At 60.0% G+C, this 15,371-nt stretch carries 16 protein-coding genes and 1 riboswitch; of the genes, 3 read left to right on the top strand and 13 right to left on the bottom strand.

Annotated features, from left to right (window positions below; translation table 11 throughout):
- Positions 1–93: 93 nt before the first annotated feature.
- The gene (locus K3169_RS22435; RefSeq protein ID WP_231674984.1) at positions 94–573 is read left to right on the top strand and encodes a hypothetical protein; all 480 of its coding nucleotides are present in this window, start codon (positions 94–96) and stop codon (positions 571–573) included.
- A gap of 151 nt (positions 574–724) precedes the next feature.
- On the top strand, positions 725–1,990 hold the full coding sequence (locus tag K3169_RS22440; protein ID WP_231667588.1) for an OmpP1/FadL family transporter: 1,266 nt from the start codon (positions 725–727) through the stop codon (positions 1,988–1,990).
- Positions 1,991–2,084: 94 nt separating this feature from the next.
- Here K3169_RS22440 and K3169_RS22445 read toward each other — a convergent pair whose 3' ends face one another.
- From K3169_RS22445 to cobO, 13 genes are all read right to left on the bottom strand, one after another.
- Positions 2,085–2,636, bottom strand: a complete 552-nt coding sequence (locus tag K3169_RS22445) for a glutathione peroxidase (RefSeq protein WP_027902066.1) — start codon at positions 2,634–2,636, stop codon at positions 2,085–2,087.
- 74 nt (positions 2,637–2,710) lie between these two features.
- Positions 2,711–2,833, bottom strand: coding sequence for a hypothetical protein (locus K3169_RS22450; RefSeq protein WP_263268074.1), 123 nt, complete (start codon positions 2,831–2,833; stop codon positions 2,711–2,713).
- A complete protein-coding gene (locus K3169_RS22455) occupies positions 2,830–4,032 on the bottom strand; it encodes an MFS transporter (protein ID WP_122805737.1) in 1,203 nt (400 codons plus the stop codon). Before K3169_RS22455 ends, K3169_RS22450 begins: the two co-directional genes overlap by 4 nt.
- Positions 4,033–4,329: 297 nt before the next feature.
- Complete coding sequence (locus K3169_RS22460) at positions 4,330–5,070, bottom strand: adenosylcobinamide-GDP ribazoletransferase (RefSeq protein WP_263268075.1); 741 nt, start codon at positions 5,068–5,070, stop codon at positions 4,330–4,332.
- Positions 5,071–5,189: 119 nt separating this feature from the next.
- Positions 5,190–5,774, bottom strand: a complete 585-nt coding sequence (gene cobC, locus K3169_RS22465; protein ID WP_263268077.1) for an alpha-ribazole phosphatase family protein — start codon at positions 5,772–5,774, stop codon at positions 5,190–5,192.
- A complete protein-coding gene (cobT, locus tag K3169_RS22470) occupies positions 5,771–6,823 on the bottom strand; it encodes a nicotinate-nucleotide--dimethylbenzimidazole phosphoribosyltransferase (RefSeq protein ID WP_263268079.1) in 1,053 nt (350 codons plus the stop codon). The genes cobC and cobT overlap by 4 nt, the downstream gene beginning before the upstream one ends.
- A complete protein-coding gene (gene cobU, locus K3169_RS22475; RefSeq protein WP_263268081.1) occupies positions 6,820–7,341 on the bottom strand; it encodes a bifunctional adenosylcobinamide kinase/adenosylcobinamide-phosphate guanylyltransferase in 522 nt (173 codons plus the stop codon). Before cobU ends, cobT begins: the two co-directional genes overlap by 4 nt.
- Positions 7,342–7,480: 139 nt before the next feature.
- The gene (locus K3169_RS22480) at positions 7,481–8,935 is read right to left on the bottom strand and encodes a cobyric acid synthase (protein WP_263268082.1); all 1,455 of its coding nucleotides are present in this window, start codon (positions 8,933–8,935) and stop codon (positions 7,481–7,483) included.
- Positions 8,932–9,951, bottom strand: coding sequence for a threonine-phosphate decarboxylase CobD (gene cobD, locus K3169_RS22485; RefSeq protein WP_122704276.1), 1,020 nt, complete (start codon positions 9,949–9,951; stop codon positions 8,932–8,934). The genes K3169_RS22480 and cobD overlap by 4 nt, the downstream gene beginning before the upstream one ends.
- Positions 9,944–10,852 carry an adenosylcobinamide-phosphate synthase CbiB gene (cbiB, locus tag K3169_RS22490; protein ID WP_263268083.1) on the bottom strand — a complete coding sequence of 303 codons (909 nt, stop codon included), beginning with the start codon at positions 10,850–10,852 and terminating at the stop codon, positions 9,944–9,946. Before cbiB ends, cobD begins: the two co-directional genes overlap by 8 nt.
- Positions 10,849–11,499, bottom strand: coding sequence for a 5,6-dimethylbenzimidazole synthase (gene bluB / locus K3169_RS22495; protein ID WP_263268084.1), 651 nt, complete (start codon positions 11,497–11,499; stop codon positions 10,849–10,851). The genes cbiB and bluB overlap by 4 nt, the downstream gene beginning before the upstream one ends.
- On the bottom strand, positions 11,496–12,791 hold the full coding sequence (locus K3169_RS22500) for a cobyrinate a,c-diamide synthase (RefSeq protein WP_263268086.1): 1,296 nt from the start codon (positions 12,789–12,791) through the stop codon (positions 11,496–11,498). The genes bluB and K3169_RS22500 overlap by 4 nt, the downstream gene beginning before the upstream one ends.
- Positions 12,792–12,801: 10 nt before the next feature.
- Positions 12,802–13,413 (bottom strand): cob(I)yrinic acid a,c-diamide adenosyltransferase, encoded by a 612-nt coding sequence (cobO, locus tag K3169_RS22505; protein ID WP_027902077.1) that lies wholly within the window; start codon positions 13,411–13,413, stop codon positions 12,802–12,804.
- A gap of 97 nt (positions 13,414–13,510) precedes the next feature.
- A riboswitch (cobalamin riboswitch) is annotated at positions 13,511–13,729 on the bottom strand.
- A 102-nt stretch (positions 13,730–13,831) separates the two neighbouring features.
- On the opposite strand from cobO, the gene K3169_RS22510 reads away from it, so the two are divergent.
- Positions 13,832–15,175 carry a PQQ-dependent sugar dehydrogenase gene (locus K3169_RS22510; protein WP_263268089.1) on the top strand — a complete coding sequence of 448 codons (1,344 nt, stop codon included), beginning with the start codon at positions 13,832–13,834 and terminating at the stop codon, positions 15,173–15,175.
- Positions 15,176–15,371: the final 196 nt, after the last annotated feature.

Raw genomic sequence — 15,371 nt, forward strand, 5'->3', positions numbered from 1 at the left:
CAACTCAGGCGATCACGATCGCTTCCGACGGGCCTGATTCTATTGTCGCTGCCACACGTCCGGGCCCGCCGGTCACTTTTCCCCGAGGATGTCATGGGAATCGATGCCAGAGATTTATCCCGCCACGTAATTCGGCCCACCTTGTTGTATCTGGACCGGCACAGCCCGCGCGCCGAATCGTTCCTGCTCGCCGTCGCCGCCAGTCAATCAGATCTGGGCGCTGCACTGGACAGCCGCCGCGGGCATGGCCTGTACAGCATATCCGAAGGCTGTCATAGGCAGCTCTGGGACAACTATCTGGCGCTCGACCCTGAACTGGCAAGCCTGGTTCGCGGCCTGGCCAGTCAGCATGCTTTTCTCACAGGGCCGCACCTGGAACTGACCGTCAACCTGCGTTACGCCACCGCCATCGCCTGGTTGATGGTCGAAGCTCAAGGTTCTTGCCTGCCCGCCGACGAAGATCCCCGCGTAATGGCCAAAATATGGCGCGAAATATTTCAGCCCCAAGGCCGTTTACGCGATTTCATGAGTGCCTGGCAAAGCTGTGTAACACCACTTTCGCACCCGGCTTGAATGACTTTCGAGCAAATCACGATAAAAACAGATCGCGACATTTTTCGCGGATTGTCCTACAAAAAACGCTCTAGATCAGGCCATTCGGACTATGGCGCAATCTGAGAAATGTTGGTAATTTTCGCGCGGTGATCAACAAGGAGTTCTAATAATGAAAAAAGTAATGCTCAAGACCACACTCGGCCTCACTGTTAGCTTGGCTGCCTCCCAACTCTTCGCTGCTGGTTTTGCCATCAACGAACAAAGCATCAGCGGTATGGGGACCGGTTTTGCGGGCCGTTCCTCTTCTGCCGATGATGCAAGCACCGTATTCGGCAACCCTGCCGGTATGTCCCGTCTCAAGCGCGAACAAGTCAGCGTTGGCGCAGCAGCAATCATCGCCAAGACCGATATTGATAACGCCAGCAGCTCTTTTGGCGGCAGCAATGATGGCGATATGGTACCAGTCGTCGGAGTTCCGATGGGCTATTACGTCAAGCCGATCGATGATCACTGGGCATTTGGCGTTGGGGTTTACGTTCCATTTGGTCTGGTCACTGACTACGAAAGCGGCTTCGCCGGTCGTTACTTTGCTGACAAGAGCCACGTTCAAGTCGTCACCTTTCAGCCGACTATCAGCTACGCATTCAACGACAAGGTTTCCATCGGTTTTGGTCCGACGATCAACCGTATTGACGGTGAGCTGACCTCCAGCGCCCTCAACCCGGTTACCGGCCCGGTCAATGACGGCAAGGTAAAGGTCAAGGGTGATGACACCGCGCTGGGCTTCAACGTCGGCATCCTGGTGCAAGCCACTGACAGCACTCGCATTGGCGCAACCTACCACTCCAAAGTTAAGTACAAGCTGGACGGCGATACCAAAATCTCTGGTCCCAACTTCGGTCCGTTCAACGGCCAGAAGTACGACGCCTCGCTGGATCTGACTACTCCTGAATCCGTCGACTTCTCGGTTACCCATGAGCTTGACGCGAACTGGACACTTTATGCGGGCAGTACCTGGACTCGCTGGAGTCGCCTGGAAAGCATCGACGTAAAAAACAGCGGCGTCCCTGGCCCTCTGACCCCAACCATTGGCACCATCTCCGAGCCTCAGAACTGGCATGACACCTGGGCCCACGCCATCGGTGCATCCTACAAGGTCAACAAAGAGTGGACCTTGCGCACCGGCTTCTCGGTGGATCAATCGCCAACCAATAATGAAAACCGCTCGCCGCGCATCCCTACCGGTGACCGCAAAGCAGTCAGCTTCGGCGCTGGCTGGAGTCCAAACGACAACCTGACTATCGACGTCGCTTACTCGTATCTGCGCGAAGATGAAGCGAAGATCCGTGATTCAAGCGCTACGAAAGGCACCTACAACGCGGACTTCCGCAACACCGCTCACGGCGTGGGTAGCTCGATCACCTACCGTTTCTGATCCATCGACCACAACGGGCTGACCCAGCCGTTTGCAAGTCAACAAAAAGCCCCGCAATCAGTAATGGTTGCGGGGCTTTTTCGTTACGACTGAATCAAGGTTTGGAGGCGATAGCCTTTTCCACGGCAGCAATCAGCTCCGGGTCATCCGGCGTGGTCATGCTGGAGAAGCTGGCGACCACATTGCCTTTACGATCCACCACGTACTTGTAGAAATTCCAGCGCGGCGCGTTGCTCTGCTCGGCCAGCACTTTGAACAAGTGAGTAGCATCGTCGCCTCTGACGGGTTGCGGCTCGGTCATGGTGAAGGTCACGCCGTAATTGACGTAGCAAACCTTGGCGGTTTCTTCGCCATCCTTGGACTCTTGTTTGAAGTCGTTGGACGGCACGCCGAGCACTTCGAGGCCCTCCCCCTTGAAGCGCTGATTCAACGCTTCCAGGCTTTTGAACTGGGGAGCGAAACCACAGAAGCTGGCGGTATTGACCACCAGCATTGGCTTGCCGGCGAAGCGCTCGCACAGGTTGATATTTTCCTTGGCGCGCAACTTGGGCAACTCGCCTTGCAACAGCGCCGGGCAATCAGCGGCCATGGCAGTGCCACCTAAAGCGAACATGAGAACCGGCAGAGCAATCCAGCGAATGTGCATAAGGCATCCCGAGCGCCCGTGCGGCGCAGTCATTGTTGTCTATGGGACAAACTAACCCGCGCCCGGCTAAATGCCTAGAGGCAAGCGCCCATGCCCAACTGTAAAGCGGCGAGCCCGACGTTTTGCCAGGCCCACCAGGTCAGCGCCAGCGTCAGAGCGCCAGCCATACCCGCTCCCCAGAACCACCATCTGCTCATGCTGCTTGCGCCTGCAATCGAGCAACCGGGCGTTCACGCACCGGCCAGTTCAACCCCGCCGCCAACAGGCTCAAGAGTATCGACACTTGCCAGATCAAGTCGTAATTCCCGGTCCGGTCATACACAACACCTCCCAGCCAACCGCCGAGGAAAGCACCCAGTTGATGGAACAGGAACACGATACCACCGAGCATCGACAGGTTACGCACGCCGAACAAGGTCGCGACGGTGCCGTTGGTCAGCGGGACGGTGGACAGCCACAGCAAGCCCATGGCCACGCCAAACAGATAGGCAGAGGTTTCACTGAGCGGCAGCGTGATGAACAACACAATCACCACGGCGCGGAGCAAATAGAGCACGGTCAGCAGACGCGGCTTGGACATGCGCCCGCCCAGCCAGCCTGCGGTATAAGTGCCGAAAATGTTGAACAAACCGATCAGCGCCAGCACTGTGGTGCCGACTTTGGCGGGTAAATGCTGATCCACCAGATAGGCAGGCAAGTGCACGCCGATGAACACCACTTGAAAACCGCAAACGAAAAACCCTAGCGCCAGTAGCCAGAAGCCCGAGTGCGAACAGGCTTCCTTCAATGCTTCGCTCAGGGTTTGCTCGCCACCGACCAGCGGCGTCGGGCTGTCCCTGAGCATCATTACCAGCGGCAGAATCAGCGCCACCAGCACGCCAAGCACCAGCAATGCACTGGACCACCCCAGCCAGCCAATCAGACCCAGCGTGCCGGGCAGCATGGCGAATTGACCGAAAGACCCTGCGGCACTGGCGATCCCCATGCCCATGCTGCGTTTTTCGGCGGGCAGCGCACGGCCGACCACGCCCAGAATCACCGAGAACGACGTGCCTGACAGGCCAATGCCGATCAATAAGCCAGCGCTCAATGACAAGCTGAGAGGCGTGTCAGCCATGCTCATCAGCATCAGGCCGATTGCATAGAGAACGCCACCGATGAACACCACTTTCGCTGCGCCGAAGCGGTCGGCCAACGCACCCGCGAACGGCTGCGCCAGGCCCCACATCAGGTTCTGAAAGGCGATCGCGAACGCAAACACCTCGCGCCCCCAACCGAAGTCTGCGCTCATGGGAGCGAGGAACAAACCAAACCCATGCCGCGTACCCAGCGACAGCGCCAGAATCAACGCGCTGCCTAGCAGGATCCAGCCACTGGTACGCCAGACGGATGTCATTGTTGTTCTCCCGCTTGCACACTCAAGAAAAATTACGTGGATATACCCGTAACAGAATGTGTGAAAGCTACGCGGTGGGGGATGGGCGTGTCAATCTGATCGGGTTAGGTCTTTTCAAGAGACACGCAACTGCTGCTGGATCGGAGTGCAATCCCTGTGGGACCGAATTCATTCGGGAAGACTGATTACCAGACGCTAGTTATGTATTGTCCGTGCCGGCCTCTTCGCGAATGAATTCGCTCCCACGAGGATCGCGTTTGCAGGCCAACACTGGATCTCCCACAAGTGACTGTATTATCAATTAGAAACCGCAACCGCCAGCACGATCAACACCGCCACTTCCAGCAACTCCAGCAATGCGCCCGCCGTGTCTCCGGTGGTGCCACCCAGGCGCTTGAGCATCAAATGGCGCAGCCAGAAGAAACAGACGGCCGCCGCAGTCAAAGAGTAAAAACCGGATAAACCGGCAACCAGCACACAGCCTACTGCGCAGACCAGCAGCACCTGTTTACCCGCCGAGCGCGGTAAATGGTCGGCCAGCGCCTGCCCCAACCCGCCAGCCCTGACGTAAGGCGTGCACAGAAACAGACCGAGCATGGCGCTGCGCCCCAGCACTGGTGCCAGCAGCAACGCTATGGAGTTCTGACTCTCAATCAACGCCAGCAGCGCAGTGAATTTAAGCAGCAGCACCAGTATCAGTGTGACCACCGCAATGGGTCCGCTACGGGGATCTTTCATGATGGTCAAGGTGCGTTCACGGTCGCCAAAACCACCGAGCCAGGCATCGGCGCTGTCGGCAAGACCGTCCAGATGCAGTCCGCCACTGAGCAACACCCAGGCGGTCAGCAGCAATGCAGCATGGAGCATGACAGGCGCGTCGCCGAGCAGCGTACTCAAGCCCAACAACACCACACCGAACAGCACGCCCACCAGCGGATAAAACAGCAACGAACGCCCCAGCTCCTCGGGCTTGGGCATACCGGGCAACGTGACGGGCAAACTGCTGAGGAACTGCAGGGCGATCCAGAACGGCAACATGTCAGGCTTCCTCGCTATCGAACCCACAACTCAAATTGGAATGCTGTCTCTGTAGGAGCTGCCGAAGGCTGCGAAAGCAATTAGCCTGACACACCGTCATTCGCAGCCTTCGGCAGCTCCTACACCTTTGGTTGGGGCTCGGTCAGGAGCCCGCCATCAGCCACGCTTATCGCCAACAACGCGCCGTGCCCCACCGTCACTTGCAGCAATTGCTCACGAGGCAAGCCCCGGGCGTTTGCCAGCAACAGGCGCATGACACCGCCATGGCTGACCAACAACACGCGTTCGCCCGCATAGGCTTGATGCAGTTTTTCGACAGCAGCCAACACCCGCGCCGAAAACTCGATCACGGGCTCGCCATTGGGCGGCGTGAAACCGTAAGGATCATTCCAGAACAGGCCAAGACCTTCAGCATCGGTTTCCATCAACTGCGCGGCGCTGTGCCCTTCCCAATCGCCGAAATGCAATTCCTGCAAACCCGGTTCCAGGCTCAATGGCAATGCAAGACGCTCGGCCAGTTCTTCAGCAAAGCGCGCGCAACGCTGCAATGGAGAACTGACGATTCGATCCCATGGACCGGCTTCAGCCACCGCGGCACGCATCTGCGCCCAGCCGGTGTCGGTCAAGGCATCATCCAGGCTGCCACGCATGCCGCCGCCCAGTTCGGTTTCGCCATGACGCAACATATCCAGATGAAGGATCATGCGGGACGATCTGCCACTGCGGCTTCAGCGAACGTCGCCATGCCGTTGTGCAGTTGGCAGGCCAGACGCACCAGCGGCACCGCCAAGGCTGCGCCGCTGCCTTCGCCAAGCCGCATGCCCAGATCCAGAAGCGGCTCGGCTTGTAATGTCTCCAACAGATGGCGATGGCCCGGCTCAGCGCCGCGATGACCGAACAGCAGCCAGTCACGGCACCCAGGGTTCAGGCGTACCGCAACCAATGCTGCGACGCTGCAAATGAAACCGTCCACCAGCACGGTAATGCCTTCCTGAGCACAGGCCAGGTACGCTCCCACCAGTGCCGCAATTTCAAAGCCGCCCAGGCAAAACAGGCTCTGCAAAGGATCGCCAGCCTGCTCGGCATGGAGCTTCAATGCTCGCTCGATAACGTCCGTTTTGTGGCTGATCCCCGCCGCATTCAAACCGGTGCCCGGTCCGACCAGCAATTGCGCGGCGCACTCAAGTAACGAACAGGCCACGGCACTGGCCGCTGCAGTATTGCCGATGCCCATCTCGCCACCGACAAACAGTTCGGTACCCACCGCCTTGGCCCGCAACACACTGTCGCGCCCGGCCTGCAATGCCAGCAGGCCTTGCTCTTGAGTCATTGCCGGAGCTTTGGCGAAGTTCGCAGTACCGGCACCGATGCGCAGGTGGCGTACGCCCGGCAGATCCAAAGGGCTGACAGTGCCCAGGTCCACCACGTCCAGTTGCGCCGACAATTGCTGAGCAAGCACGCTGATTGCAGCCCCGCCGGTCACGAAGTTATGCAGCATCTGGCCGGTGACTTCCTGCGGGTAAGCTGACACGCCCTCCCCAACAACACCGTGGTCACCGGCAAAAATAGCGATCCACACCGCGTCGGCTTTGGGTTTGACCCGACCTTGCAGACCGGCCAACTGCACCGCGACGCGCTCCAGTTGCCCCAGGGAACCGGTGGGCTTGGTCAACTGTTGCTGACGCGCGAGGGCTTCTTCCCGGACCGGAACGTTGATCGCCTGGGTGGGCTCAAGCCACCACGAGTTACTCATAATGCGGATCCTTTCAAGGTCAGTGGCAAACCGGCAACGGTCAGCACCACGCGCTGGCAACGCTCAGCCAGAGCCTGATGCAGCAGGCCCGCTTCATCGACATAACGACGAGTCAGCTCACCGAGGGGCACCACGCCCAGCCCGGTTTCGTTGCTGACAAAAATGACTTCGCCCGGCAATTGCGCCAGGCAGTCGAGCAACGCCTGACGCTCTTGCGCCAGACGCTCGGTGTTTTCAAGCATCAGTAAATTGGTCAACCACAGCGTCAGGCAATCCACCAGCAAGCATCGATCAACGCTGGCGTTTTCCCGCAGAACCCGCGCCAGCTCGATGGGTTCTTCAATCAAGCCCCACGTGTCAGGCCGACGCTCGCGGTGCAGGGCGACACGCTGATTCAGTTCGCCATCCACGGGTTGGCTGGTGGCGATATAAATCACCTCCAGCCCAGAGCCAGTGGCAAGACTTTCAGCCAGTCGACTCTTGCCGGAGCGTGCGCCGCCGAGGATTAGTTGCTGCATGTGAGCGCCTTTCTATCAAATTGAAATACGTTCCCCTGTAGGAGCTCACGAGCACCGCGAGGCAGCGATAGCGGTTTGTCTGATGCCCTGCTATCGCGGCCTCGCGGTGATCGTGCGCTCCTACAGGTCAAGTGCCTTGTCATTTCAACCCACACAACTCACGCAGCAACGTGCCATCCAGATGGTTCTCAACCAGATCCGCCAACCGCTCGATATCGCGCTCGCGCAGTGCGTGGTAATCCACTTGCTGCACGTCCTGCAAACCAGCCCAGCGCAGTAGTGAGCTGCATGCCTCAGGGGTTTCGAACAGCCCGTGCAGGTAGGTGCCGAAAATCTGGCCGTCAGCACTTTGCGCTCCGTCGCAGCGGTCATCGTCCAGTAGCACGGCCGGATTTTCCAGGGCTGAGCCGGTGGTCACGCCAGCATGGATTTCATAGCCACTGACCCGTACGCCTTCCAGCGACAGACGCCCTTTCACGTTGCGCAGCTGCTTCTCTTCTTCGAGCACCGTGCTCATCGCCAGTAAACCAAGACCGGCGCTGGAGCCCGGCGCGCCTTCGAGGCCCAGCGGATCATGCAACTGCTCACCGAGCATCTGCAAACCACCGCAAATCCCCAGCAACTTGCCACCATAACGCAGGTGTCGGGCGATAGCGCTGTCCCAACCATTAGCGCGCAGATACGCCATGTCGCTGCGCACGCTTTTCGAGCCGGGCAGGATGATCAGGTCAGCCGAGGGAATAGCCTGTCCCGGCCCGATGAATTGCAGATTGACCTGCGGATGCAGGCGCAGCGGATCGAAATCGGTGTGGTTGCTGATCCTCGGCAGGATCGGCACTACCACGTTGAGCACTTGCTCGACCTTATCGGTCTGGCGCTGATCGAGACCGTCTTCGGCCTCAAGATGCAGGTCCATCACGTAAGGCAGCACGCCAACCACAGGTTTGCCGGTCCGTGCTTCGAGCCAGTCCAGGCCTGGCTGCAGCAGCGCGATGTCGCCACGAAAACGATTGATGATGAAGCCCTTGACCCGTGCCTGCTCGCTGGGCGAAAGCAATTCCAGCGTGCCTACCAAATGGGCGAAAACACCGCCACGGTTGATATCGGCAATCAGCAACACCGGGCAATCCACCGCTTCGGCGAAGCCCATGTTGGCGATGTCGTTGGCGCGCAGATTGATCTCGGCAGGCGAACCGGCACCTTCAACCATGATCACCGGATAGGTCTGGCCCAGCCGCTCGTGGGACTCCAGCACCGCTTTCATGGCGATTTCTTTATAGCCGTGATAAGCCACCGCATTCATGGTGGTAACGGCGCGGCCATGAATAATCACTTGCGCACCGGTGTCACTGTTGGGCTTGAGCAATACCGGATTCATGTCGGTATGCGGCTGCAGCCCGCAAGCCTGGGCCTGCACCGCTTGGGCGCGACCGATTTCGCCGCCGTCCGCCGTGACCGCGCTGTTGAGCGCCATGTTCTGTGGTTTGAACGGCACGACGGCGACACCCTGGCGGGTCAGCCAGCGGCACAGCGCCGTCACCAGCGTGCTCTTCCCCGCGTCGGACGTGGTGCCTTGCACCATCAACGTGGTCATGGCTGCTCCTGGCTTGGCAGGCTGTGGTTGAACTCGACCAGCGCTTTCTCAAGACGCTGCCAGTGGGCTTCAGTGTCCGGCAGGCCGAAGCGCAGACTGCATTCGAGCGGGTTATCGCTGACGAACAAGCGCAACAGAATGCCGCGTCGGGCACAGAACTCGTGCAGCGACTCCGCGTGCGGGGTGATCACCCGTTGAAACAGCGCGCAGCCGCCGTCCGGCTTTAGCCCGTGGCGAGTCAGTACCTGCACAAGACGCTCGCTGGCCTGATCGGTGCGGGCACGTTGCGCAAGGTGTGCCTGAACATCTTTCAGGCACGCTTCGCCGATAATTCGCGTGGGGCCGCTGACGGTCCAGGGGCCGATTTCCTGAGCCAGTGATTTGAGTAAATTTGGCTCAGCCAGGACAAATCCCAACCGCACACCGGCAAGCCCGAAGAATTTGCCAAACGAGCGCAGCACGACCAGACCGGCGAGGCCGGTGTGGGCCGCAAGGCTCAAAGCCGGCGTGTTATCCATAAAGGCTTCATCGACCACCAGCCAGCCGCCCCGCTCCGCCAGTCGCCCATGCCACTTCAACAAGCATTCCTGGGTGAGCATCAGGCCGGTCGGGTTATTCGGATTAACCACGACCAGTACGTCGAGGCTGTCGAGGAAGTAATCCACTTCATGCTCAAGCACTTCGCGCACCAGAAAGCCCGCGCTGCGCCAGGCGTGAGCGTGCTCGGCATAACAAGGCGACAACACGCCCACCTTACCGGCAGTGCGCAAACGCGGCAGGGCCTGAATCGCAGCCTGGGATCCGGCAACCGGTAACGCTCGCGCTGCACCGTAATAAGCACAGGCGGCTTGTTCCAGACCATCATCGGCTTCGGGCAGGCGATGCCAGGCGGCTGCCGGAATCGATGGAATCGGGAAGGCCCAAGGTGCAATGCCCGTGGACAAGTCCAGCCAGTCAGCTTCACCAATGCCGTACTGTCTGGCTGCCCTGCGCAGGCGGCCGCCATGTTCAAGCATAAAATTCGGCTCCAATGCACAACACCAACAACCATAACCACACACCGCGCTGCACCAGTTGCCAGCCGCGATCAATGGAATTAGCGTCAGCGGGCACACCCTCACCCAACTGCGGACGCTGATGCAGCTCGCCGTGATAGATCGCGGCACCGCCCAGTTCGACACCCAGCGCACCCGCGCCCGCGGCCATGACCGGCCCGGCGTTGGGGCTGTCCCACGTCGGGCCCTGGGTGCGCCAGCAGCGCAGGGCCAGACGGGTTTTGCCCAGCAACGCGTACGTCAGCGCCACCAGCCTTGCAGGAATATAGTTGAGGACGTCATCAATCCTCGCCGCCGCCCAGCCGAAACGCTCAAAACGCTCGTTGCGATAACCCCACATAGCGTCCAGCGTGTTACTCAATCGATACAGGACCACGCCGGGCGCACCGGCAACGGCAAACCAGAACAGTGCAGCGAACACCGCATCGCTGCCGTTCTCCAGCACTGATTCAGTGGCCGCGCGGGCGACTTCAGTGGCGTCCAGCTCCGAGGTCTGGCGACTGACCAGATAGCCGACGCGACGCCTCGCTTCTTCAATGTTATCCGAGCGCAGCGCCTGCGCCACCGGCTCAACGTGCTCACCCAGACTGCGTAAACCCAGCGCGCAATACAGCGCAAGGATTTCCACCAGCCAGCCAATGTAAGGCAGCCAGCTCAATGCGGTCGCCAGCAGGGTCAGCGGGATGACCGCAATAAACCAGGCCGTGACACCGTGACTGCGCCAGCCGCGACCGGCCGAATTGAAGCGCTGCTCGATCCGGTCAGCGTAACGACCGAACGCGACCAATGGATGAGCGCGCTTCGGCTCGCCCAGCAACGCATCCAGCGCCACCCCGGCAACACTTAACAGCGCCACACTCATTGACCGACTCCCCATTGGTTTTGAAACAGCATCTCGTCCAGCGGGCGCTCTTTGCCCCAACCTTCCATGACCAGCATCGGCACCGGATAGAACTCGGTCACCGGCCCCAGGCACAGAATCGCCAGCGGTTTTGCGCCCTCGGGCATGCCCAGCAAGTCAGCCAGGGCTTGTGGTTCAAACAGCGAAACCCAGCCCATGCCCAATCCTTCGGCACGCGCTGCCAGCCACATGTTCTGAATGGCGCAGGACAGCGACGCCAGGTCCATTTCCGGCAACGTGCGACGGCCGAAAATGTGTTTTTCACGATCATCCATCAGCGCGGCAACCAGCACTTCTGCACAGTCGTTGATGCCTTCCACTTTGAGCTTCATGAAGTCATCAGCGCGCTCGCCCAGCGCTTCGGCGGTACGAATTCTTTCAGCTTCAACCTGCGTCTGAATAGTCGCGCGCAAAGCCCGGTCGGTGATGCGGATAAACCGCCATGGCTGCATCAAGCCCACGCTGGGTGCCTGATGCGCTGCTTCGAGCAGACGCGTCAGCAACTCGGGCGCTACGCTGCCACCGCTGAAATGCCGCATGTCACGGCGCTCGGCAATGGCGCGATAGACCGCAGCACGCTCCTCGGCGCTGTACGCTTGATCACTCATGGTTTGAAAAGCGCCGCAATCGCCTGGGGATTCGAAGGGAAATAAAAGTGCACATAGGACGCCGTCATGCGCCCGTCGCGATAGACCGCTTCCGCGCCACGCCCGCCGTTGGGACTCAGGCCCCGGGCAATTGGCTGCAACTCGGTGCTGGTCAACGAATGGTGATAAGTGTGGCCGCGCAGTTCGCCTTCGGGCAATGCGACGTTTTGTAGCGCCAGGGCCGCCAGACGTTTCTGCATCACAGCCTCGCCTGCCAGCAAGCCCACCAGCTCAACCCGCAACCCGTCGACATCGGTCAAGGCATCCAGCAGATACAACATGCCGCCGCACTCCGCCAGCAACGGTTTGCCCGCTTGATGGTGTTCGCGGATTGCGGCCAGCATCGGCGTATTCTGGCTCAATGCAACGTGATGCAGTTCTGGATAACCGCCGGGCAGATAAAGGCTATCCGCCTCGGGCAAAACGCTGTCGCGGATCGGCGAGAAGAACACCAGTTCGGCGCCCATTGCCCGCAACAAGTCCAGACTCGCGCCGTAGGTAAAGGCGAACGCCTCATCGTGAGCGATGGCGATGCGCACGCCTTCAAGCAGCGGCTCGGCTGGAATAATTTCCGGAGCAGCGAAGGTCACGGCGGGTGGTAAGGCCACTTCGCAGGTGCTGGCCAGTGCATCAGCCGCTGAGTCCAGGCGCAGGTCCAGGTCATTCAGCTCACTGGCTTGTACCAAGCCGAGATGACGGCTTGGCAGCTCGATTCCGGTTTCCCGTGACAACGCGCCGTACCAGCGCAAACCTTCGGTGAGGCTGCCTTCCAGCAATTGCGCATGGCGCACAGTGCCGACACGGTTGGCCAACACACCGGCGAACGGCAGGTCCGGCTGATAGCGCGCCAGCCCCAGGGCCAATGCGCCAAAGGTCTGGGCCATGGCCGTACCGTCGATCACGCCCAATACCGGGACACCAAAATGACGAGCCAGATCAGCGCTGGACGGCGTACCGTCGAACAAGCCCATCACGCCTTCAATCAGAATCAGATCAGCCTCGCCCGCAGCTTCCCACAACAGGCGACGGCTTTCATCGGCGCCGACCATCCACAGGTCGAGCTGATAGACCGGCGCACCGCTGGCCCGCTCAAGAATCATCGGGTCGAGAAAATCCGGCCCACACTTGAACACGCGAACCTTGCGGCCCTGATTGCGATGCAGGCGAGCCAATGCGGCGGTGACGGTGGTTTTACCCTGACCCGAAGCGGGCGCGGCGATCAATACCGCCGGACAGTGACGCGGCTCGCTCATGACAGTGCGCTCACAGCTCAATGCCTTTCTGGGCACGAATACCAGACTGGAAGGCGTGCTTGACCACGGTGATATCGGAAACCGTGTCGGCCATGTCGATCATTTCCGGCTTGGCGCCGCGACCGGTCACGATCACGTGCTGCATCGGCGGACGCGCCTGCAAGTCGCTGAGTACCCGCTCGATGTCCAGATAGCCGTGCTTGAGGGCAATGTTCAGTTCGTCCAGCACCACCAGGCCAATGGACGGATCACGGAGCATTTCCAGAGATACTTCCCAAGCGGCTTCGGCCGCAGCGATATCGCGCTGACGGTCCTGGGTTTCCCAGGTGTATCCCTCGCCCATTACGTAGTAACGGACCTGTTCCGGAAAACGCCGAAAGAAGAACTCTTCGCCCGTGCTGTGACTGCCTTTGATGAACTGCACGACGCCGCACTGGATGTCGTGGCCCATGGCCCGGGCGAGCATGCCGAACGCGGAGCTGCTTTTGCCTTTGCCATTGCCGGTCAAGACCAACAGCAAACCGCATTCGTTAGGGGCGCTGGCAATGCGCTCGTCCATGACGGCTTTCTTGCGCAGCATGCGCGCCAGATGGCGTTCGTCACGTTCAGGGGATTCGTTCATCTCAGCTCTCCGCTTGAGGGCACGCGAAAGCAGACGGAGGGCATAGCAAAGACTGACAGCACGACCACAGGTCATGCGCAGAGCATCGCCCGCCGTGATGCTGTTGAATGGATCAGGCCGGTCTCCGGGCTCATGAGCGGGCGAACCCGGCTGCGCGCCTTCCCATGCCTGAGCACAGTGGCAGTTTGCACAGTTTTCACTCATTTACCGTTGCGGGGGCAGCGCCGGAATAGCTCGAAAAATAGCGAGCGCACCGGCTTCCCTGTTTCACTCGATCAGTCCGCGGACGATGAGCACCTGAAACAAGCGCGCAGGTTAGAGCCTTGCCCCCGGAGCGTCAATCAACACAGGGGTTGAACCTCAACCGCGTGAGGGCCTCTACCGCTTACTGCACCACTGCCCGTTACGGAGATCCACCATGTTCACGCTCAAACCGCACTACGCCGTCTTGCTCGTGCTCGCCGCTGGCCTCGCGGGCTGTGGCGAGTCCTCGACCCTGCAAGTCACGGACGGAACAGGCCCGTCTCCGAAGTTGCCGGAGCCCAACACAACCCTGATCCCAACGGTCAACATCGCCCCGGCCGTCGGCTGGCCGCAGGGTGGCAAACCAGTTGCGGCCCCGGGCACCCAGGTCGCCGCCTTCGCTGAAAACCTCGATCACCCGCGCTGGCTGTATGTGTTGCCCAATGGCGATGTGCTGGTTGCCGAAACCAATTCCCCGCCCAAACCCGATGACGATCAAGGCGTCCGTGGCTGGGTCATGAAGAAAGTCATGGGCCGCGCCGGGGCCGGCGTGCCCAGCCCTAACCGGATTACCCTGTTGCGCGACAAGGATCACGACGGCGTGGCAGAAACCCGCACCGTGTTTCTGGAAAACCTCAACTCGCCGTTTGGCATGACGATGGTGGGTAACACGCTCTATGTGGCCGATACCGACCGGCTGATCAGCTTCCCCTATAAAGATGGACAGACGGCGATCACCGCGCAACCGACCAAAATCGTCGATTTGCCCGGCGGTACGCTGAATCACCACTGGACCAAAAACGTCATCGCCAGCAAAGACGGCAGCAAGCTTTACGTAACGGTTGGCTCGAACAGCAACGTGGCGGAAAACGGCATGGCAGCTGAAGAAGGTCGGGCAGCAATCTGGGAAGTAGACCCGGCGAGCAAAACCCACCGCATCTTCGCCTCGGGTCTGCGCAACCCGAACGGCATGGACTGGGAGCCGACCACGGGCAAGTTGTGGACCGCGGTCAACGAGCGCGACGAAATCGGCAGTGACCTTGTGCCTGACTACGTGACCTCGGTTCAGGACGGAGCCTTTTACGGCTGGCCGTACAGCTATTACGGCCAGCATGTGGATGAGAGGGTTAAACCACAAAATCCGGAGCTGGTTGCCAAAGCGATCGCGCCTGACTTCGCGGTGGGTCCGCACACGGCCTCGCTAGGCCTGGTCTTCGCCGACGGCAAAACCTTGCCTGCACCGTTTAACGAAGGGATGTTCATCGGCCAGCACGGCTCGTGGAACCGCAAACCACACAGCGGATACAAGGTGCTGTTCGTGCCATTCAAAGACGGCAGACCAGCTGGTACGCCAATCGACCTGCTGAGCGGCTTCCTCAACGCCGACGAAAAAGCACAGGGCCGCCCGGTTGGCGTGGTGAATGACCATCAGGGTGGCTTGCTGGTGGCCGATGATGTGGGCAACAAAATCTGGCGGGTGACGGGAGCGAAGGCACAACAGGCGGGTTTGAAGCCTTAGCCCTAAGGATCGCTGGATCGGGGGCATGCCTTCAGATTACGGTAAGTCCACTGACGCCATCGCGAGCAAGCTCACTCCTACAGAAGATCGAATTCCAACTGTAGGAGTGAGCTTGCTCGCGATGACGATGTACCAGTCAGTGCAAATCCAGCTGACACTCTGGGGATGAGAAACCAGCGGAAGAAAGTGATCTGCA

The sequence above is a fragment of the Pseudomonas phytophila genome (assembly GCF_025643095.1).
In the GTDB taxonomy this organism is placed as follows: Bacteria; Pseudomonadota; Gammaproteobacteria; order Pseudomonadales; family Pseudomonadaceae; genus Aquipseudomonas; species Aquipseudomonas quasicaspiana.